The organism is Streptomyces sp. NBC_00631, assembly GCF_045206895.1.
Classification (GTDB): Bacteria; Actinomycetota; Actinomycetes; order Streptomycetales; family Streptomycetaceae; genus Streptomyces.
In genome coordinates this window covers 8,144,446-8,163,529 of the sequence record NZ_CP107734.1, presented here as the reverse complement: position 1 = coordinate 8,163,529, position 19,084 = coordinate 8,144,446, and the positions used below count along the sequence as shown (strand labels likewise).

Sequence of the window (19,084 nt, the reverse complement as noted above, 5' to 3'; positions counted from 1 at the left end):
ACGCTCGGTGAGTGGTGCTCCAACTGGCGGGCTCACGGACTGACCGCACGATTCCGCGTCGCATCCGTTGAGCCGCACCGGGACATGGTCGCCAGGCCCGGGGAAAGGGCCCCGGACCGGATGAGACGCACTCGGACCTCCACTCACGGGCCCCTCACTCCAGCGTCGCATCCTCTCCCCCGCCCGTCCTGGGCATCGGGGGGCGGCCGCGCTGAGTAACCGCGATTGCGCGAAGCGCGGCAGCCGGCCCGGCCGGCCCACCAGGTGGATCGGACGGCCCGGCTACCGCCGGTCCTGCCCCCGGCTCGCGCCGCCTTGAGTCTCCGTCGCCGCAGCAGCTTTGACCGGTGTGGATGCCACAGCGCCTCGCAGACCAAGGCAGTCGCTTCGTTGAGCGCTCGGAGGTACTCGACCTTGGCTCCTCCGCCGTCCTCAGGATCGGGATACTCTTCCCAGCTTCGAGAGCAACGCTCATGACTTGTGGATCAGTTTCAGGAAGGCACACCCGTGCTCAGCGTAGTCACCGACGACGGTGCCACCCAGTCCGGCCCCTTGAGCGACGAGACCGTCCGCGAGGACGCCCGCCGCATGCCGGCCGCCGCTTTGGAGGCGGAAGCCAACCGGTACCTGACCGAGTTGGCGACTGGAACCGACGATCACGGGCGGCGGCTGGTGGTCAGCAACGGCCACCTGGCCCACAGCGTGGTCACCGCGGCCGGAAAGCGCGTCGAGTCCCCCCAGGCCCGTCGGCGCGCGATCACCGGCGCTCACCTCGTTCTTGTGGTCCGCGCGGGTGCCCGGTTCAAGGACGGCGTCCTGATCGAGCGAGAGGGGGCAGCCGCGTGAGAGAGACCCCGGGCCCCGGCAGCTGTCGTAGCAGCGTAGAACTGCAGATCGAACGGGTCATCGTGGCGTCCCTCGAACAGGCCACTGTCAATGTGCGCTGCCTGCGGGGACCAGTCCGTCGCGGTGCCCGCTTCATCCGCCTCCGCGGTGCAGCGCAGGCACTCGACCTGACACTGACACAGGCCCTCGTCTACGGGCACCGAGTAGCAGAACTCGACACCGGTCTCACCGCCTTCGTGACGCTCCGAGGAGAAGGCGTCCAGCACCTCTTGACGGGCACTCCGGCCTCAGGATGGCAGGTCATCCAAGGTGCCAACCCGTTGCCCTGACCCAGCGATCCACGGGAACTGACCATCACCCGCTTCGACGTGCACGACCTCAAGGACAGCAGCTTGAGCTCCGCGGGGACACCCAGGAACTCGCGGACGGTGTCGGCGTAGACGCCGAGTACGGTCTGCGGGATGCCGGCCAGTCCCCCGGGCGCCAGCGAGAGCAGGAAGTTCTGCGCGTACATGCCGGTGTCGCCGGCCGCCCGTACCCCGTCTCCGAGTGCCGGCATGAACAGGAAGGCGGCGTGGGGTGCGCCGTAGAACTCCAGGTTCTCGCGGACCGCCGCCCTCCTGCCGTCCCGGTCCGAGCGCTCGACGCCCCGGGCCCGGTAGACACTCGCGCCCAGGGCCCGCGACCGCTCGAGGTAGAGGCCGTCGCCGTAGCCGTCGGTGAAGTCCGGGGAGGTCCGCCCGTCCTCCTCGGCCAGGAGCAGCTCTTTGGCCAGGGCGTCCCGCGCCGCCCCCGAGACGACGTGCACTGACCACGGCTGGGTGTTGCTGTTGGAGGGCGCCGTCTGCGCGTCTTCCAACACGCCGTAGATGTCCGAAGGGGACAGGGTGGTGGGCAGGAACTGCCGGGGAGAGCGTCGAGAGCGTGCGATCTCGGTGAAGGCTGATGTGGTGCCGGGCAAGGCGGTTCCTCTCCATGGCGCGCAGTCGCCGCCACGGCGGCCGCGGCACAGCGCAGTACGGCAGGCCATGCGAGGTGGCAACCGAAGTGAGGGCCGGACGCGAGATGCACTCTTGCGGGTACCTGCAGGCTTGCGGATGTTCGCAGGCAGCGGGGTGCCGAGGCTACAGCGTGGGGGACTGTGCGCTCTTCGTGTTCGTCTTTGCGTGTTCGTGGTGTGCCGGCGCTGCCGCTCTCGTGCCGTTGGGTGCACGAGTGCCGCGTCGGGTCTCAGCGGTGGGCGGCGCGGTTCATCTCGACGACGTCGTCGACGGTGGGGTTGGTACCGAGGGCGGCGATGCGTTCCGGGAGGCTGTCGCGGATGGCCGCGTCCTTGGCGCGATCGGCCGCGGCCAGGGCTGCGGGCAGTTCGTCGAGGGTCGGTTCGGTGCAGTAGGCGGGGCTGTTCGGCTGCTGGCGCCAGGAGTCGGCCAGCGTGCCGGCGTCGTAGGGATCGAAGCCGGTGTCGTCCACCAGGCTCATGGCCACCTTCCGCGACTCCTCGGAGTCGCCGGCGACGGGGATGGCGAGGCGGCCGGGCGTTCCGGCCGGAACGCCCTTGGTGCGCTGGGTTTCTGCCAGGGCGGCGTTCCACGCCTTGACCACGGGGCGGCCGAGTAGCTCGGCGGTGTACACGCTCTCCAGCTGGCCGTTGTCCACCGCCTCGATCGGCTCGCTGAGCATGCCGGGGTAGTAGTTCGAGGTGTCGATGACCACTGTCTCGTCGGGCACCGACGCGAACAGGTCCGTCAGCTGGCCCGCCACGCCGAACGGGATCGACAGGACGATGACGTCCCGGCCCTGGACGGCGTCGGCGAGGTCCGCCGCGCGGGCTCCGGACTCCAGCACCTCCGCCCGGACGGCCTCGGGGCCGCGGGCGTCGGCCACCTGGACGTCGTGACCCGCCACGCTGAGCTTGGCAGCAAGGTTCCCACCGATGGCACCGGCGCCTATGACAGTAATTTTCATGATTTGTTCCTTAGGAGGTTGCGCCGCCCCTGGGGGCAGCACGATGTGAGGGATGGGTGGTGGTGCCGCCTGGCGTTGCGGGGCGGAGCGGGGTGCCTGGCGATTTACGCCTGGGTGTCCTGCTGTCGGTAGCCGCTCGCGATGAGCGTGCGGAGCCGGTCGAGCGACTCCTCCTCGGTACCGGTGCCCTTGATCCAGGCAACGGAGCAGGCCGTGAGGAACAGGTCGTGCCCCCGCACCGACGCGCGCACGCGCCCCGCGAGCTGCGCGGCTCGCACGTACTGATCGGTGGCGGAGATGAGGATGTCGCAGGGAATCGTCAGCGGGTTGTCCGGCTCCTGCGCCCGGGCCGCGGCCCTGAGCGGGTCCGGCAGACCGCTGAAGGCGCTGAAGTTCCATCGCCCGCAGCCACTGCTCCAGGGCCTCGGCCGGGTCGCCGAGCTGCGCGATGTCCTTCCGCGCCGAGCCCGGCCCGGTCCCCCGGCCCAGAACGTCAGGAAGTGAGCTGCTGGTGCCCTATGACGGAGAGCAGTTCGAGTTTGCTGTGGCTCTCGGTGCCGGGGCGAGTGGTCAGCACCACCAGGGTCTGGGCGCGGTTCTCGGTGTACAGGAGCTGGGCGTCGACGTCGATACGGCCGAGTTCGGGATGCAGGATGGTCTTGCAGTCGTCGTAGCGTTGGGCGACCTCCTGGAGTTCCCACATGCGGACGAACTCGGGGCTGTGTTCCTGGAGTTCGGCGAGGATCCGGGCGGCTCGAGGGGTGTCGCTGCCCGCTGTCAGCGCGGCCCGCAGGCGCGCTGCCTGGGCACGACCGTGGCGTTCGTGACTCTCCTCGGGAACCCACAGCCGCTCGGCCGGGTCCATGAACCAGCGGTAGTAGCCGCTACTGGCAAGACCGGTGTGGCGGGTCTGGTCGCCGAGCAGCGCCACAGCCAAGGGGTTCATGGCGAGGGTGTCGACCAGGTCGGTCTGCACCAGGGCCGGGGTGTCGTCGAGGCGGTCCAGGACCCGCATCAGGGGCGGGCTGACATGTTCGGAGCGGTGGCAGCGGGCCGGGGCGTTGTGGCCGATGAGGACGAAGAGATGGTCGCGTTCGTCCAGGGTCAGCCGCAGCGCCCGGGCGAGAGCCGCGGTGATCTGGACTGAGGGCTGCGGGGCACGCTGCTGCTCCAGCCGGGCGTAGTAGTCGGTGGACATGCCGGCGAGCTGCGCGACCTCCTCGCGGCGCAACCCCTGCGTACGCCTGCGCGGCCCCTCGACCAGCCCGACGTCGCGGGGCCGCAGCGCCTCACGCCTGTGGCGCAGGAATTCCGCCAGTTCCTTCTTGTCCATGCCGTCCATCCTCGCCGCAACCCGCCCGGCTATCCAGAGACCGCCGATCCATGGCTGAGCCCTCCTCTCCCACCCGCGCGAAGCCTCTCGTACGGCCGACGCGAGGGCGCGCAGCGAGACGACCCGATGATCACCCCCCTGCATGACCCGCTGGGAATTCGCTGGCTGTCGGCGGTGCGCCGCAGGCCGTCGGCATGGAAGGCGGCCTGCGGCGACGGACTCCGTCGAGGACCCCTGATGCTTTGCACGGCCCCCGGGCCTCGTCGCCCGGCCTGGCCGATAGGACGAGGTTCCTCGTGTGACGGCGCTCGCCTGCTGTTGTTTCCCGTCGGAACCAACAGGTCGGTCAGCTGCCGCTGATCATGGCGAGGACGTCGTCGTAGGAGCCGTTGGCCTGCGCGTCGCGGATGAAACTGGCGCGCTCGACGACCAGCTCCTTCGCGTCGGGCTTCTCCCGCAGCAGGTCGAGGGTCTCGGTGAGGAAGTCGTCCAGCGGCATGGAGTGTTCGCTGTCCTGCTGGCCCATCAGGGTCGTGCGCACGCCCGGCGGGACCACCTCGATCACCTGGACGCCGGAGTCAGCACCGGCGAGCTGGATGCGGAGGCTCTCGGAGAAGGAGTGCAGCGCGGCCTTGGTCGCGCTATAGGTCGGGGTGCTCTGATACGGGACGAACGCCAGCGCCGAGGTGACGTTCATGACGACCGCGTCGTCCTTGCCCACCAGCAGCGGCAGGAAGGCGTACGTCATCCGGATCGTGCCGAGCAGGTTGACGGTGACGTGGTCCTCGGCGACCGGGAGTCCGGCCGGGTCGAGGAGGTTCTCCCGCAGCATGATGCCGGCGTTGTTGACCAGGACGTTCAGCCCTGGGTGGCTCGCCGCCACGGTCTCACGGGACCGGGCGATCGAGTCGGGGTCCGCCACATCGAGGACGAGCGCGTCGATGCCCGGGTGCTCGGCCGTGATCTCGTCGAGGAGCTCCTTGCGCCGGCCGGCGACGATCACCTTGTTGCCGGCCTCGTGCAGACGCAGGGCCAGACCGAGGCCGATGCCCGAGGTTCCGCCGGTGATCAGGATCGTGTTGCCGGTGATCTTCATGGGGGTCTTGCTCCTTCGCTACGGCGGGCCGGTGAGCGCCCGCAGCCTCGACCGTAGGAGCGCCCGCGCAGGGACGGGAGAGGACGGCTTGTCCATGGATCGGCGGTCCCTGGCTGAGCCGTGGAAGGCGCCCTGCCGGTCAGCGCCCCCAGACCGGGCGCAGGGAGCCGCCGGTAGGAGACCCCGGTGGCCAGGATCACAGTCTGTGCGGTAACGGCGAATCCGTCGTTGGACCGCAGCACCCGCGCGGGACCTGGCCGGCTCCAGCGTCCGCGAGCCTGCGCGGCAGCACCGGATACGAACTCGTCACTCGCACCCTTGCAGGTCAGCGGCATCTTTCTGTCGTCAGGACGTCAGCTCACCCAATCCCGCTGAACAGCCGGGGTCGGCCCAGGGAGCGGGCAATCACAGCGGTCCTGCGGTCTTCCCTGCGGCCCGATGCTGGTGGTGGTCGGACGACGGTCTGCACCGTGCTCCGGTTCTGGACCTCGCTGCGCGGCATACGGGCATGAGCATCGTTTGGGCGCCGATGAGAAAGCGGTCGTAGGGCTGCTGGACAGCAACGCGGGCTGCCGGGCCGCCTGCCCCGTACCCAGCGTCGGCGAGACGAAGAGGTGACGAGCGCGTCCGCCGACGGTGCAGCACCCGACCACCGTCGGTCCTTCGGTCCGTCGCTCCGTACGCGAGGGTCCATGTGCGATCTCGGTCGCCTGGTGGCCGTTCGGCGGTGAGCGGTCAGCGGCTCGGCTCGTAGGTGAGTTGCTTGACATGCCGCAGGGTCAGGGCGGTTTCCCGAGAGTCCGTCCTGCTCGGGGCTGAGCAGACTGCGGCAACCAGCTCACCGGGGATCCGCCCTCGCTCGCTCCGGACACCGGCTCGCACTCGGCTGCCGCCATCCCGGAGTGCGGGTGCGCGCCGCCTTCGCCGCACAGGACGTGGTCGACATGGTGCGCACCAACGCGGGGAGCCGGGCTGCTGACCACCGCCGGACCACCGCGCGAGCAGGGGCTGTGGTGTCCCGTCATGCAGGAGTTGGTGTTGCTGACGCCGCCCCACGGCCGTTCCCTCCGGGCAGGACGGTGGCTCGCGAAGAGCCGGCCGGGCACTGGCTGATCATCGTGCAGTGGGGCACGGCCGGGCGGGCCCATGTGAGCGACCTGTGCAAGCACGGTGTGGTCAGTGCTGCCGATGATGCTGGAGGGGGGGTGGGGCCGGCGGTGGTGACCGACCCGGGCGGCGGACGGTGGGAGCGGGCGGGCGCCCTGGTGCTCGATCCGGAAGCGAACGGCGAGCTGCGTATCGCGCTGATCACCGCCGCGGCCCACTGTCCCCGGCGGCGGTGTCCTTCCAGGACGAGCTGACGGAACCGCAGTAAAAGCCACCTTATAGGGCGACCCTATAAGGAACATCGGCATTGCGTCTTGGACGCGCTGCCCGGCCCGCTGCTGGAATCGGCCCTATGACCAACCCGGAACCACCGCTTCACCCTCATCCCCGGTGACGGCTCGGGACCGCGGGACCGAGGTCCTGCCGCCCGCCCGGTTCCTGCCGTTCGGCCGCGCCTACTGCAAGGCGAAGGAGAAGTCGTTCTGAGCGCCGATACCCACGGCGGTGGCACTGCGCAGACTTCCGCCACGTGATCGTTGCGGGTAGGCGGCAATCGGAGGAGGCCCTCGCCACTGGACGCGGAGTCACCGAACTCGTACGGGACAAGGGCCTCCTCCCCGCCGGCACCCTCGCCGAGCTGCTCCGTCCCGAGGCCGTCGCGGGACCCGGTCAAGCCCTGGTGTGACGTGATCAGGCGCGACCTCGACTGACGTTCCCCCTCAACCACTCGTAACAGACCAGGAATTCGCCATGTCTCTACCCCTTCATGCCCAGACGCGGCCCGTCCCCGAGGCAGCGGTGCTGGAAGGGCTGCCTCCACTCCACGACGTGAGCGCCGTGGAAGTGGCCGCCCGCATATCCGGCGGCCCCCGTCTCGTCGTCCTCGACGACGATCCGACCGGCACCCAGACGGTCGCCGACGTGCCCGTTCTGACGTCCTGGACGGTGGACGATCTGCGCTGGGCGCTGCGCCAGGACAGCGCCGTCTTCTTCGTCCTCACCAACACCCGCAGCCTGTCCCCTGAGGACGCGGCCGCCCGCAACCGCGAGGTCGTCCGCGCCCTGCACGCGGCGGCGGCGGCCGAGGGCACCGGCTACGTCCTGGCCAGCCGCGGGGACTCCACGCTTCGCGGTCACTTCCCGCTGGAGACCGATGTCCTCGCAGAGGAGCTGACGGAGCTGGGCGCAGGTGCTCCGGACGGCGTGGTAGTGGTCCCCGCCTACATCGAGGCGGGCCGGCTGACCGTTGGCTCCCGCCACTGGATGCGGACCGCCGACGGACTGCTCCCGGTCGGCGAGAGCGAGTTCGCCCGCGACACCACCTTCGGCTACCGCAGCTCCTCGCTGCCCGAGTGGGTCGAGGAGAAGACGGGCGGACGCATCCCCGCGGACGAGGTTCTGCGCGTCACCCTCGACGACCTGCGCGGCGGCGGCCCGGCGCACACGGCGCGGCTGCTGTCCTCGCTGCGCGGCGGACGCACTGCTGTGGTCGACGCTGTGTGCGACGACGATCTGCGGGTGCTGGCCCTGGCACTCGCGGAGGTGGAGGAGAACGGCACGCGACTGCTGTACCGGGTCGGGCCGTCCTTCGTCAGGGCCCGCGCCGGACAGGCTGCGCGGGCACCGCTCACCCCGGCCGAACTGCGCCCGCTGCGCGGCGACGCACCGCACGGTCTCATCGTCGTGGGGTCTCATGTCGCGCTGACGACACGGCAGTTGGACCGGCTGCGGGAGCGTGGTGGGATCGCCGAGTACGAGCTGGACGTGGCCCTGCTGCTCGACGAGGAGCGGCGTGAGGCCCACATCGCCGAGGTCGCGGCCGCGGCCGCCGGCGCGCTGGACTCGGCGGACGCGGTGATCCGTACCTCGCGCGTGCTGGTGACGGGTGCCGACGCGGACGACAGTCTGGCGATCTCCCGCCGGGTCTCCGCCGCGCTCGTTCAGGCCGTGCGCCAGGTCAACGCCTCGCGGCGGCCCGCTTTCGTCCTCGCCAAGGGCGGGATCACCTCCAGCGACAGCGCCACCCACGGCCTTCGGATCCGCCGTGCCTGGGCCCGGGGCACGCTGCTGCCGGGCATCGTCTCGCTCTGGGAGCCGGTGGACGGCCCCGCCGCCGGCATCCCCTACATCGTCTTCGCCGGGAACGTCGGGGGCGCCGACGCCCTCGCCGACGCCCTCGACCTGCTCAGGAGTGCCTGATGCTGCTGCACGGAACCGAACCCCTCAAGGAGGCGGCGGCCGCCGGTCACGCCCTGCCTGGCTTCGTCGCCTACAACCTGGAGACGGTCCAGGGCATCACGGCCGCCGCCGAGGCCGCCGGACGGCCGGTCATCATCCAGGCGGGCTCCAGCCCCTTCAAGCACGCCGGCCGCGAGGCCCTGATGCGGCTGGCGCTGGACGCCACCGCACGCTCCTCGGCCCGCCTCGGTGTACACCTCGATCACAGCCGGGATCTGGAGGAGATCACCGCCTGCCTGGAGGCGGGCTACACCTCCGTCATGGTCGACGGCTCCCATCTGCCGTTCGCCGAGAACATCGCACTGACGCAGGAGACGGTCCGGCGGGCTCGTGACCACGGTGCCTGGGTGGAGGCCGAGCTCGGTGCCCTGCCGGGCGACGAGGACGTCTCCACCGACGCCGTCGCGCAGGCCGCTGCGATGACCGATCCGCAGCAGGCGACCGAATTCGTGGCCGCGACGGGCGTGGACGCACTCGCCGTCGCCGTCGGTAACGTCCACGGCTTCACCAAGCACCCGGTCCGCCTGGACCTGGAGCGGCTGGCCGCGATCCACGAGGCCGTACCGGTCCCGCTCGTCCTGCACGGCGCCAGCGGTCTGCCCGTCGAGGAGCTGCACGGCGCCCTCGCCCGAGGCGTCGCCAAGGTCAACGTCAACGCGGAACTGCGCCGCGCCTATCTGGAGGCCACCCGCGTGACCCTCCCGTCCGCGCTGCCCGGCTCCGACGTCGTCTCCCTGTGGGCGGCGGGCCGCGGCGCGGTCCGGGACGCAGCCCTGGATGTCATCAGCCGCCTGAGCCCCCACGCCGAAGGGGGAAGCGCATGACCTGAACTCAGCCCGGCTGTCCGAGCCGCACCACAGCGACGGACACAGGACCGTCGTACGCCGATTCCTCACCCTGTTGGAGCCACGCATGTCCACCACTGCCTCGATCGCCGTTCTGCATACCAGCCTGCTGTTCGTGAACCCCGATTCGGTTATCAACGAGTACCTCGCGGAACTCGCGCCGGATGCCAAGGTCCTGCACTTCGTCGACAGCGACGTGCTCGCAGCCGTGGTGCGCGACGGTGAGGTCTCACCTGCCAGCACCCAGCGCATGGTGCACCTGGCCCAGGCGGCGGAGGCCGCGGGCGCCGACGTCGTCTTCTCCGCCTGCTCCTCGGTCGGTCCGGCCATCGACGTGGCCCGACGTCTGGTCTCCGTCCCGATCGTCAAGATCGACGATGCGATGACCGCGTCAGCGGTCGAGACCGCGGACGCCGTCGGCGTCCTGGCCACGGTCCCCACGACGCTGCCGCCGACCCGTTCCCTCGTCGAGGAGAAGGCCCGGGCGGCCGGTCGCGATGTCACCGTCCGGGAGCGGCTCTGCGAGGGCGCCTTCGCGGTGCTGATGTCCGGTGACCGCGACCGCCACGACGCGATGGTGCTGCACGGGGCACGGGCGCTGGCCACCGAGGTCGACGTGATCGTGCTGGCCCAGGCGTCCATGGCACGGCTGGCTCCCGCGATCGCGGAAGCCGTCGGCAAGCCCGTGCTCTCCAGCCCGCGCAGCGGAGCGGAGAACGCGGTGCGTGTCCTGAACGAGCAGACGGCTGAACCTGTTTGTGCCGCGGTCAGGGCCTTCGAGACCGTGGAAGGGCAGGGAGGCTGCGGAGCCGGATAGTGGCACCGCATCGCTGGGATCCGGCTTTGACGGCGCGGTCCATGGTGTTGCGCTCCACGCGGTCCGTGGCGTCGTTGCCGACCGGGCGACCTCCGCCAGTTCCCTTTTGTTGCGGTTGGCCGTCTGGTCGGCCTGCTCCGGGACCACCGCCCCGGTTTTCCCTTCACACAGGTGAGTACGGCCGGCTCGGACCGGGAGTACGCCTTGCCCCCTGCGACAGCCCAAAGGGACAGGTCGTCGACCACGGCCCTTGGCCGTCCCAGGCCGGAACACAGGAGTCAGCATGCCGAGGTTCGCAGCGAACCTGTCCATGATGTACACCGAGCACGATTTCCTCGACCGCTTCGCCGCGGCCTCGTCCGACGGCTTCCAGGCCGTCGAGTACCTCTTCCCTTATGCGTACGACGCCGCCGAGCTGCGCCGCCGGCTCGACGACCACGGGCTGGAGCAGGTGCTCTTCAACGCCCCTCCCGGAGCGTGGAAGTCCGGGGAGCGCGGGATGGCGGCACTGCCCGGACGAGAGGCGGAGGTGCGTTCCGGGGTCGACCGGGCGCTGGAGTACGCAGCGGCGTTGGGCTGCCCGCGGGTGCACCTCATGGCCGGACTGGTCCGGCCTGACGCGACACCGGCCGAGCGGGCCAAGCACCGCGACACCTACCTGACGAACCTGGCCTGGGCCGCGGAACAGGCCGTCGCGGCGGGCGTCGACATCCTGATCGAGCCAATCAACGGCCGTGACATGCCCGGCTACTTCCTGAGTACCCAGGCCGAGGCCCACGCCGTGGTGCAGGAGGTGGGAGCCTCGCATCTCAAGGTGCAGCTCGACCTCTACCACTGCCAGATCGTCGAGGGCGACCTCACCGCGACCCTGCGCCGCGACCTGCCGACCGGCCGGGTCGGTCATCTGCAGATCGCTGGCGTGCCCGACCGGGGCGAGCCCGACCGGGGCGAGATCAACATCCACCACCTGCTCGACGTGGTCGACGAGCTGGGCTTCGAAGGCTGGATCGGCTGCGAGTACCGCCCCCGCGCCGACACGAGCGAAGGTCTCCGCTGGCTCCACGACTACCAGAGCCGACGAGGGGACAACGCATGAAGACGCGGTTCGTTCGCATGGTGCACCGGGGGACGGGCTGCTGCTCGCAGACCCGTCCGTGCCGCTGGATGCACCCGTGGCGACCAATCCGCTCGGGGCCAGGAATGCCCCCTCTGGCCTCCCGCCTGACACAACGTCCGAACATCGTGCCCGCGACGGACAGATCACGCATGGGCTCCGTGCGGGGCGTCAGAAATACTCAATGGGCCGGGGCAGTAGCACGCTCCACACCGCCGGCGCAGGCCGCCGCCCATCAGGTCGCCTTCGATGCCGATCGTCCGGCACTTCATGTCGAGGTCAACACCCGTGGCGGCAGCCGTCAGGCCCCGCTCCGAGACGCGCGATAAGTCTGGTCGAACTCGGCCCAGTGACGCCCGGTATGTCCGCTCCCGATTTTCGTCGTTGTCACATCCAGTAGAGGAAGAACATGTCGCTCCTGAAGACCATCGATCCCAACCCCTCCTTCGCGCCCCAGGAGTCCGGCCCGCTGCCGGAACGCCTGATTTCCGGCAACCCGGCTTACAAGACCTGGGCCCAGGACGCCGCCCGCGGGGAAACGATCAAAACGGGCGTCTGGGAAGCCACGCCCGGCGAGACGCACTCGATCAAGGGCGAGCTCTTCGAGTTCTGCCACATCCTTTCCGGCGTCATCGAACTCACGCCGGAAGGCGGCGAGCCGGTGATCTACAAGGCAGGCGACAGCTTTGTCATGAAGCCGGGCTACGTCGGTGTCTGGAAGACCATCGAAACCGTGCGCAAGATCTATCTGACCGTTTCATAAGCCCGGCTCAGCGAAGCGGTACGGGGCGATGGGACCGGGCGGCTGCCGCCCGGTCCCTCCACGCTGCTCGGCGTCCGGGTCCAGCCAGGTGCCGCAGGTCGGAGAGAGAAAAGGCGAGTAGCACGCGCCCCGACCGGTAGGAGTCACCGGTCGGGGCGCGTGCTACTCGCCTTCAGGCTGGGGGCGTTTCGTCAACCACGTATCCGCGCCGCTTGTCCACCACGTTGCGCAGCGGCCGGCCCTCGATGTGCCGGGCGAAGTTGTCGAGGAACATCTCGACGAGCTCCTCCCGCTCGCTGGTGGTCTCGCCCGCCGTGTGCGGGGAGATCATCACGCCGGGCATGTTCCACAGGGGTGATTCGGCAGGCAGCGGTTCCTGGGCGAACACGTCCAGGGCTGCGCCGGCGAGCCGTCCGGCGGCGAGGTGGTCGACCAGCGCCTCCTCGTCGACGAGTCCGCCACGGCCTACGTTGATCAGCCGGGCCCCCGGCTTCATGGCCGCCAGCACGGGGGCATCGACCATGCCCCGGGTGTCCTGGGTGAGGGGTGCGGCCAGGACGACGTAGTCCGCTTCTGCCAGGGCGGAGCGCAGGGTCGACGTACCGTGGACCGTGCCGAAGTCGGGGTCGTCCGTGCGGGACGCGCGGCCGGCACCGCTCACCCGCATCCCGACGGCGCGCAGCAGCCGGGCGATGGCCCGGCCGGTCGGACCCGTCCCCCAGACCAGCGCGGTGCGTCCGGTGATGCCGTCGCTGGGCCGCGGACGCCACTCGCGGCGCCGCTGGTGCTCCCAGGTACCGGGGAAGTCCTTGGCGAGTGCGAGGATCATGCCGAGGACGTACTCGGCGGTCGGCTGTTCGTAGACCCCGCGGGCGTTGGTCAGGACAACCTGCGGATCGTCCACGAGAGCGGGGAACAGGAAGGAGTCCACGCCCGCTGACGCCGCGTGGACCCAGCGGGGTGCCTTCTCCGGATCGTCGGGCCAGGACTCGCGGATGGCCGGGGTGCTGGTCACCCAGGCCAGGAGGACGTCGGCGCCGGGGAGCAGGTAGGGCAGTTCCTCCTCGGTCGCGTAGACGGTGTCCGCGAGGCTTTCGATGCGGTCGGTGGCGGGGGGCCGGTTGCCGCGGTAGAGGACGACGAGTCGCTCGCGCATGTCAGGCTCCGACGGGGACGGCCATGTACTTGTACTCCAGGAACTCGTCGATGCCGACGAGTCCGCCTTCGCGGCCCAGGCCGGACTGCTTGACGCCGCCGAAGGGCGCGGCGGGGTTGGAGACCAGTCCGGTGTTGATGCCGATCATGCCGCTTTCGAGGCGTTCAGCGACGCGCAGGGCACGGTCGAGGTTCTGGGTGAACAGGTAGGCGGCCAGACCGAATTCGGTGTCGTTGGCGGCGGCGAGGGCCTCGTCCTCGGTCTCGAAGGCGCGGATCGCGGCGACGGGGCCGAAGATCTCGGTGTCGATGATCGCGGAGTCGGGGGCGATGCCGGTGAGGACGGTGGGCGGGTAGAAGCAGCCCGGCCCTTCGGGGAGTTCACCGCCGGTCAGGGCGGTGGCACCGCGCTTGACGGCTTCCCGCACCAGGTCGTGGGCCTTGCTGCGGCCGGCGAGGTCGATGAGGGGGCCGACGTCGGTGCCGGGTTCGGTGCCGGGCCCGACGGTGAGGGCGGCCATGCGGGCTGCGAGGCGGGAGGAGAACTCCTCGGCGACGGAAGCCTGGACGAAGATGCGGTTGGCCGCGCAGCAGGACTCGCCCATGTTGCGCATCTTGGCGACCATGGTGCCCTCGACGGCCACGTCGAGGTCGGCGTCGTCGAAGACGATGAGGGGGGCGTTGCCGCCCAGTTCCATGGAGGTGCGGATGACGGTGTCGGCGCACTGGGCGAGCAGGATCCGCCCGACCTGGGTGGAGCCGGTGAAAGAGAGCTTGCGGATCTTCCCGCCGCGAAGGAGGGGTTCGACGACGCCGGCGGCGTCGGAGGTGGTGACGATGTTCAGCACCCCGGCCGGCAGGCCCGCTTCGGTGAGGATCTCCGCCAGTGCGAGGCTGGTCAGGGGGGTCTGGGGGGCGGGTTTGAGGACGATGGTGCAGCCGGCGGCGATGGCGGGGCCGATCTTGCGGGTGCCCATCGCCAGCGGGAAGTTCCAGGGAGTGATGAGCAGGCAGGGGCCGACGGGCTGACGGGCGACCAGCAGACGGTTCCTTCCGTCGGGGGCGGTCATCATGCCGCCGTCGATACGCACGGCTTCCTCGGAGAACCAGCGGAAGAACTCCGCGCCGTAGGCGACCTCGGCACGCGCCTCGGCCAGGGGCTTGCCCATCTCCAGGGTCATCAGCAGCGCGAGGTCCTCGGTGCGCGCGATGATGATGTCGAAGGCGCGGCGCAGGATCTCGCTGCGCACGCGCGGCGGGGTGGCGGCCCAGGCGGCCTGCGCGGCGACCGCCGCCTCGACCGCACGGCGGCCGTCGGCGGGTGAGGCGTCGGCGATCTGGCACAGTTCCTCGCCGGTGGCCGGGTTGTCGACGGACAGGGTCCGGCCGGACTCGGCGTCCCGCCAATCGCCGCCGATGAACAGCTGCTTGGGAACATCACGGACGACAGTCATCGTGGGTATCTCCTTGTAGGTGTAGAGAGGCTGCCGACCGGTCAGCGGATGCGGTCGAGCGTCTTGTAGTAGGCGCCCGCGAAGGGCAGGAACCAGGCGGTGCCGTTGTAGAGGGGGATGCGGGGCGGGGCGATGTCGCGGACGGGGCTGACCTCGGGGTGGCCGTCCATCACCTCGGCCATGACGTGCCCCATGTGGGTGGCCATCTGCACGCCGTGGCCGGCGTATCCCATCGAGTAGTGGACGCCGTCCTCGGTCTGCCCGGCGTGCACGATGCGGTCCATGGCGAAGCCGACCGAGCCGCCCCACACGTACTCGATCTTGGTACGGGAGAGCTGGGGGAAGATCTCACACATCTCACGGAAGAGGACGGCCCCGCTCTTCTTGTCCGAGGTGGGGTCGGACGGGGCGAAACGGGCGCGGCCGCCGAACAGCAGCCGGTTGTCCGGGGTGAGCCGGAAGTAGTGGCAGACCTTGTTCGAGTCGACGATGAGGCGGGCCTTGGGAATGATGTCCCGGGCGAGCTCCTCGCCCAGCGGCTCGGTGACGATGATGAAGCTGCCCACGCAGACCTGCTGGCGACGCAGCCAGGGGAAGTTCTTGTCGGTGTAGGCGTCGGTGGCCATCATGACCTGCCCGGCACGGATGACACCGCGCTCGGTGCTGACCTCGAACCGGCCGGCGGCGGTACGCCGCACGCCGATAGCAGCGTTGCGCTCGTGGATCTCGACACCGGCGCGCTCGCACGCCTCGGCCATACCGCGCACGAAGCGGCCGACGTGCAGGGCGGCGCTGAACGGGTCGAGCAGGCCGCCGTGGTAGGCGTCGGATCCGATCTCGGAACGCAGCTCGGCCTTACCGATCAGAGTGGTCTCGTGTCCGAAGTACTTGGCAAGGTCGCGCTGTTGGGCCTTCTTGCTCTCGAAGTGCGCGGGGCGGGACGCGACACCCAGGCGTCCGACGCGGCGGAACTGGCAGTCGATGGACTCCTCGTTCACGAGCCGCTCGACGGTGTCCACGGCCTCGCCGTAGGAGTTGTAGATCTCGCGGGCTCGCTCCAGTCCGTACCGGCGGATGGCCTGGCCCGCGCCGATGGTGAAGCCCAGGTTGGCCATGCCGCCGTTGCGGGCGGAGGCACCGGAGCCGATCTGGCCCTTCTCGACGAGGGTGACGCGGGCGCCCTTGCGGGCGGAGTGCAGGGCGGTGGACAGACCCGTCAGGCCGGCGCCGACGACCACCACGTCGGTGTCCTCGGTCAGCGGCTTGCCGGATCGGTCGGGAAACGCCCCGGCGGTTTCTATCCAGTAGGGAATCGTCTTCATGTCGGGTCCTTAGCGGGGAGTTTCGAAGGGGGCGCGGCCGGGCAGCACCAGGGGCCCGGCCGACGGCGATGTCAGGTGCGAGGGCGAGTACGCCATGGCGATGAGGCCGCGCTGACGGCTGTGACGGTCGGGGCGACGTCGAGACAGCGGGCGTTGGAGACCAGGACCGGCAGGGAGCGGGTGTCACGTACACCGCAGTCGGTCAGCGTCTCCTCCAGCCTCGCTGCCGGAGCCGCTGCCACCTGTCGGTGCCGCTGCCTACAACACCCTTTCGAGGAATGCCTGGGTTCGTTTCTCACGGGGGTTGCCCAGGACTTCGCGTGCGTCGCCGCGCTCGACTGCGATGCCTTCGTCCATGAACAGGACTTCGTCGGCGACTTCGCGGGCGAAGCCCATCTCGTGGGTGACGAGCAGCATGGTCATTCCGTTGCCGGCGAGGTCGCGCATGACGGCGAGTACTTCACCCACGCGCTCGGGGTCCAGCGCGCTGGTGGGTTCGTCGAACAGCATGATGGTGGGTTCCATCGCCAGCGCGCGGGCGATGGCCACGCGTTGCTGCTGGCCGCCGGAGAGTTGAGCAGGGTACTTGTGGCCACAGCCCTTGAGGCCGACCTTGGCCAGCAGCTCCTGTGCCTGCTCCCGGCAGGTGGCGCGGTCCTTCTTCTGCACCAGCACCGGTCCGGACATGATGTTGCTTTCGGCGGTCATGTTCGGGAACAGGTTGAACTGCTGGAACACCATGCCGATGCGGGCACGCTGCTCGGCCAGCCGCTGCGGGCGGACGGCGTGGTAGGCGTCGCCCTTCTCGACGTAGCCGAAGTCCTCTCCATTGACTCGCAGTACTCCGCGGTCGACGGTCTCCAGACCGTTGATGCACCGCAACAGGGTGGATTTGCCCGATCCGCTCGGCCCGATGATGCAGGAGATCTCCCCGGCCGCCACGGTCAGGTCGATGTCACGCAGGACCTGGTGACGTCCGAAGCTCTTGCACAGCTTGCGTGCGACGATCGTTCCGTCGGCGTTCACAGCAGGGACTCCCTCGTGGTGGGAACTGGCTGGCCCGCCCCCGGCTCGGCCGAGACGGCGGCCGGGGTCAGCCGTGCCCGGGTCGAGCGGGAGAAACGGCGCTCGATCATGGACTGCGGCACGCTCAGCACCAGCGTCATGATCAGGTACCAGAGGCTGGCCACGATCAGCAGCGGGATCGTCTGGTAGTTGCGGGCGTAGATCGACTGTGCGCTGTTCAGCAGGTCGGCGACGCCGAGCACGCTCACCAGCGAGGTCTCCTTGAGCATGCCGATCACCTGGTTGCCGGTGGCCGGGATGACCGCCGGCATGGTCTGCGGGATGATCACATGCCGGAGCTTGGTGAACCCCGACATGCCCAGGGACTCCGCCGCCTCGTGCTGTCCGCGACTGACCGAGGCGAACCCGCCGCGGATGATCTCGGACATGTAGGCGGCCTGGTTGAGCGTCAGCCCCACGATGGCCGCGGTCATCGGCGTCATGATCGCGTTCACGTTCACCGGCGTGGAGATGTCGGTGAACGGGATGCCGATCGAGAGGTGCGGGTACAGCGCCGCGATGTTGAACCAGAAGACCAGCTGCACGAGCACCGGCGTGCCGCGGAAGAAGGCGATGTAGAGCTGGGCGAGCCCGGAGACGGGCCGCTGGTGCGACATGCGCATCACCGCCAGCACCAGCCCGAGCAGCGTGCCCAGGGCCATGCTCGCCGCCGTCAGGAGGAGCGTGATCAGCAGGCCGTTGAGGATGGTCTCGGTGGTCAAGTAGCTGAACACCACCGGCCAGCGATAGTTCTCGTTCGTCACCGCCGTCCACACCAGACCGGCGACGATCGCGATCGCGACGGCCCAAGCGACGTAGTCGCGCGGTCGTTTCGGCGTGATCCGCTTCTTTTCTTCGGCCAGCAATGGCGACATCGGTCGGCTCCCGGTCTTCGTACCGATCAGATCCGTGGACATGTCAGTCCTGCGGGACGGCCATGGCCGCGGTCTTGATCCCGAGGTCCTTGAGACCCCAGCGACCGAGCGCCTGGGTGTACTTGGGGTCGTCGATGATCGACTGGATGGCAGCCTTCACCGCGGGGGTCAGCGGCGAGTCCTTCTTCAGCGCGACGGTCGCGGGCTTGGTGGCCACCAGGGGCTTGAGGACGTCGAACGTCTTGGGCTGCTGCGCGGCCGCCCACTCGAGCGAGATGAAGTCGTACATCACCGCGTCGATCCGCTTGGAGACCAGCTGGGTCAGAGCGTCGTTCACGCTGGGCAGGCTCACCGACTTGATGGCCGGCTTGCGCTTGCTCGTACAGTCCTGCTTGGACAGCTGGGGCAACCACTGCAGCTCCGCGGTGCTGCCGGAGGGGACGGCGACGCGGTGCCCGCACAGCGTGTGGGTGCCCAGCTTCTGCGGGTTGCCGTAAGGGACGGATACTCCGGTCCCGGAGTTGACGTAGTCGACCATGTCGAGCACCTTCAGCCGGTCGCTGGTGGCACCCATGGTGGAGGCGGTGAAGTCGTACCGATCGGCCTGCAGTCCGGTGATGATGGTGTCGAACTTGACGTTGTTGATCTGGAGTTTCAGGCCGAGCTTGGCAGCGATCAGCCGGGACATGTCCGGGTTGAACCCGATCGGGGTCTTGTTGTCCGATGCCATGAACGTGGTGGGCGGATAGGCCAGGTCCATGGCCACCGAGAGCGTGCCCTTGGCCTTCACCGCCGCGGGCAGCAGCTTCACCGCGTTCTGGTCCGGCGTCACGCCCACCGAGATGTCGTCGGTGTGCTCGGCCGACGCGCCGGATCCCCCGCCCTGCGTCGTGCTCTTCGCCGCCGCGTTCTGTGCGGTGCCAGTTGCCCCGCACGCGGCGAGCGCGAGGGCCAGGGCGGTGGTGACGATCGGGATGCTCAGGTGTCTGTTGACCTGCATCGCGGCGGCCACGGCGCCTGCGGTACGGAATACGTTTCTGCGGCCTGTCCGGTTGGTTTCCATGGCGGTGCCTCCTGGGGATACGG

At 69.6% G+C, this 19,084-nt stretch carries 20 protein-coding genes; 9 read left to right on the top strand and 11 right to left on the bottom strand.

Annotated elements, in window-relative coordinates; translation table 11 throughout:
* Positions 1 to 507: 507 nt before the first annotated feature.
* Positions 508 to 846 carry a hypothetical protein gene (locus tag OHB00_RS37460; RefSeq protein WP_406441566.1) on the top strand — a complete coding sequence of 113 codons (339 nt, stop codon included), beginning with the start codon at positions 508 to 510 and terminating at the stop codon, positions 844 to 846.
* A 190-nt stretch (positions 847 to 1,036) separates the two neighbouring features.
* Here the strand turns inward: OHB00_RS37460 and OHB00_RS37455 are convergent, their stop codons facing one another.
* The 3 genes from OHB00_RS37455 to OHB00_RS37445 all read right to left on the bottom strand — a co-directional run bounded on the left by OHB00_RS37455 (position 1,037) and on the right by OHB00_RS37445 (position 3,092).
* Positions 1,037 to 1,807, bottom strand: a complete 771-nt coding sequence (locus OHB00_RS37455) for a nitroreductase family protein (RefSeq protein ID WP_406441565.1) — start codon at positions 1,805 to 1,807, stop codon at positions 1,037 to 1,039.
* Between the two features lie 269 nt (positions 1,808 to 2,076).
* The gene (locus OHB00_RS37450; RefSeq protein WP_406441563.1) at positions 2,077 to 2,814 is read right to left on the bottom strand and encodes an NADPH-dependent F420 reductase; all 738 of its coding nucleotides are present in this window, start codon (positions 2,812 to 2,814) and stop codon (positions 2,077 to 2,079) included.
* 104 nt (positions 2,815 to 2,918) lie between these two features.
* The gene (locus tag OHB00_RS37445) at positions 2,919 to 3,092 is read right to left on the bottom strand and encodes a hypothetical protein (RefSeq protein WP_406441561.1); all 174 of its coding nucleotides are present in this window, start codon (positions 3,090 to 3,092) and stop codon (positions 2,919 to 2,921) included.
* 25 nt (positions 3,093 to 3,117) lie between these two features.
* Between OHB00_RS37445 and OHB00_RS37440 the strand changes: the two genes are divergently transcribed.
* Positions 3,118 to 3,318: a hypothetical protein gene (locus OHB00_RS37440; protein ID WP_406441559.1), complete on the top strand. Its 201-nt coding sequence runs from the start codon at positions 3,118 to 3,120 to the stop codon at positions 3,316 to 3,318.
* On the opposite strand, the gene OHB00_RS37435 is transcribed toward OHB00_RS37440, so the two are convergent.
* Both OHB00_RS37435 and OHB00_RS37430 read right to left on the bottom strand, forming a co-directional pair.
* Complete coding sequence (locus OHB00_RS37435; RefSeq protein WP_406441557.1) at positions 3,308 to 4,147, bottom strand: helix-turn-helix transcriptional regulator; 840 nt, start codon at positions 4,145 to 4,147, stop codon at positions 3,308 to 3,310. The genes OHB00_RS37440 and OHB00_RS37435 overlap by 11 nt on opposite strands.
* A 346-nt stretch (positions 4,148 to 4,493) precedes the next feature.
* A complete protein-coding gene (locus OHB00_RS37430) occupies positions 4,494 to 5,243 on the bottom strand; it encodes an SDR family oxidoreductase (protein ID WP_406441555.1) in 750 nt (249 codons plus the stop codon).
* Positions 5,244 to 6,322: 1,079 nt separating this feature from the next.
* Here OHB00_RS37430 and OHB00_RS37425 point away from each other — a divergent pair.
* From OHB00_RS37425 to OHB00_RS37395, 7 genes are all read left to right on the top strand, one after another.
* Positions 6,323 to 6,604, top strand: coding sequence for a hypothetical protein (locus tag OHB00_RS37425; RefSeq protein ID WP_406441553.1), 282 nt, complete (start codon positions 6,323 to 6,325; stop codon positions 6,602 to 6,604).
* Between the two features lie 275 nt (positions 6,605 to 6,879).
* Positions 6,880 to 7,035 (top strand): hypothetical protein, encoded by a 156-nt coding sequence (locus OHB00_RS37420; protein ID WP_406441551.1) that lies wholly within the window; start codon positions 6,880 to 6,882, stop codon positions 7,033 to 7,035.
* A gap of 143 nt (positions 7,036 to 7,178) precedes the next feature.
* Positions 7,179 to 8,549 (top strand): four-carbon acid sugar kinase family protein, encoded by a 1,371-nt coding sequence (locus tag OHB00_RS37415; protein ID WP_406441550.1) that lies wholly within the window; start codon positions 7,179 to 7,181, stop codon positions 8,547 to 8,549.
* Complete coding sequence (locus OHB00_RS37410; protein WP_406441548.1) at positions 8,549 to 9,412, top strand: ketose-bisphosphate aldolase; 864 nt, start codon at positions 8,549 to 8,551, stop codon at positions 9,410 to 9,412. Before OHB00_RS37415 ends, OHB00_RS37410 begins: the two co-directional genes overlap by 1 nt.
* An 88-nt stretch (positions 9,413 to 9,500) precedes the next feature.
* The gene (locus OHB00_RS37405; protein ID WP_406441546.1) at positions 9,501 to 10,250 is read left to right on the top strand and encodes an aspartate/glutamate racemase family protein; all 750 of its coding nucleotides are present in this window, start codon (positions 9,501 to 9,503) and stop codon (positions 10,248 to 10,250) included.
* 283 nt (positions 10,251 to 10,533) lie between these two features.
* On the top strand, positions 10,534 to 11,346 hold the full coding sequence (gene otnI / locus OHB00_RS37400; RefSeq protein WP_406441545.1) for a 2-oxo-tetronate isomerase: 813 nt from the start codon (positions 10,534 to 10,536) through the stop codon (positions 11,344 to 11,346).
* Between the two features lie 427 nt (positions 11,347 to 11,773).
* Positions 11,774 to 12,127, top strand: a complete 354-nt coding sequence (locus OHB00_RS37395) for a cupin domain-containing protein (protein ID WP_398962668.1) — start codon at positions 11,774 to 11,776, stop codon at positions 12,125 to 12,127.
* 172 nt (positions 12,128 to 12,299) lie between these two features.
* Here the strand turns inward: OHB00_RS37395 and OHB00_RS37390 are convergent, their stop codons facing one another.
* The 6 genes from OHB00_RS37390 to OHB00_RS37365 form a co-directional block, all read right to left on the bottom strand.
* Positions 12,300 to 13,283 carry a D-2-hydroxyacid dehydrogenase gene (locus tag OHB00_RS37390; RefSeq protein WP_406441543.1) on the bottom strand — a complete coding sequence of 328 codons (984 nt, stop codon included), beginning with the start codon at positions 13,281 to 13,283 and terminating at the stop codon, positions 12,300 to 12,302.
* 1 nt (position 13,284) lies between these two features.
* Positions 13,285 to 14,736 (bottom strand): NAD-dependent succinate-semialdehyde dehydrogenase, encoded by a 1,452-nt coding sequence (locus OHB00_RS37385; RefSeq protein ID WP_406441541.1) that lies wholly within the window; start codon positions 14,734 to 14,736, stop codon positions 13,285 to 13,287.
* Between the two features lie 41 nt (positions 14,737 to 14,777).
* A complete protein-coding gene (locus OHB00_RS37380) occupies positions 14,778 to 16,058 on the bottom strand; it encodes an NAD(P)/FAD-dependent oxidoreductase (RefSeq protein WP_406441540.1) in 1,281 nt (426 codons plus the stop codon).
* A gap of 258 nt (positions 16,059 to 16,316) precedes the next feature.
* Positions 16,317 to 17,084 (bottom strand): amino acid ABC transporter ATP-binding protein, encoded by a 768-nt coding sequence (locus OHB00_RS37375; protein WP_406441538.1) that lies wholly within the window; start codon positions 17,082 to 17,084, stop codon positions 16,317 to 16,319.
* Positions 17,081 to 17,998: an amino acid ABC transporter permease gene (locus OHB00_RS37370; RefSeq protein ID WP_406441536.1), complete on the bottom strand. Its 918-nt coding sequence runs from the start codon at positions 17,996 to 17,998 to the stop codon at positions 17,081 to 17,083. The genes OHB00_RS37375 and OHB00_RS37370 overlap by 4 nt, the downstream gene beginning before the upstream one ends.
* Positions 17,999 to 18,041: 43 nt before the next feature.
* Entirely contained in the window at positions 18,042 to 19,010 is a 969-nt protein-coding gene (locus OHB00_RS37365; RefSeq protein WP_406441535.1) for an ABC transporter substrate-binding protein, read from the bottom strand.
* Positions 19,011 to 19,084: the final 74 nt, after the last annotated feature.

Bases quoted from the DNA above. Each gene is read 5' to 3' on its own strand.
- OHB00_RS37450 (WP_406441563.1), bottom strand. From the start codon at position 2,814: ATGAAAATTACTGTCATAGGCGCCGGTGCCATCGGTGGGAACCTTGCT.
- OHB00_RS37440 (WP_406441559.1), top strand. From the start codon at position 3,118: ATGTCGCAGGGAATCGTCAGCGGGTTGTCCGGCTCCTGCGCCCGGGCC.
- OHB00_RS37435 (WP_406441557.1), bottom strand. From the start codon at position 4,147: ATGGACAAGAAGGAACTGGCGGAATTCCTGCGCCACAGGCGTGAGGCG.
- OHB00_RS37430 (WP_406441555.1), bottom strand. From the start codon at position 5,243: ATGAAGATCACCGGCAACACGATCCTGATCACCGGCGGAACCTCGGGC.
- OHB00_RS37410 (WP_406441548.1), top strand. From the start codon at position 8,549: ATGCTGCTGCACGGAACCGAACCCCTCAAGGAGGCGGCGGCCGCCGGT.
- OHB00_RS37405 (WP_406441546.1), top strand. From the start codon at position 9,501: ATGTCCACCACTGCCTCGATCGCCGTTCTGCATACCAGCCTGCTGTTC.
- otnI (WP_406441545.1), top strand. From the start codon at position 10,534: ATGCCGAGGTTCGCAGCGAACCTGTCCATGATGTACACCGAGCACGAT.
- OHB00_RS37395 (WP_398962668.1), top strand. From the start codon at position 11,774: ATGTCGCTCCTGAAGACCATCGATCCCAACCCCTCCTTCGCGCCCCAG.
- OHB00_RS37390 (WP_406441543.1), bottom strand. From the start codon at position 13,283: ATGCGCGAGCGACTCGTCGTCCTCTACCGCGGCAACCGGCCCCCCGCC.
- OHB00_RS37385 (WP_406441541.1), bottom strand. From the start codon at position 14,736: ATGACTGTCGTCCGTGATGTTCCCAAGCAGCTGTTCATCGGCGGCGAT.
- OHB00_RS37380 (WP_406441540.1), bottom strand. From the start codon at position 16,058: ATGAAGACGATTCCCTACTGGATAGAAACCGCCGGGGCGTTTCCCGAC.
- OHB00_RS37370 (WP_406441536.1), bottom strand. From the start codon at position 17,998: ATGTCGCCATTGCTGGCCGAAGAAAAGAAGCGGATCACGCCGAAACGA.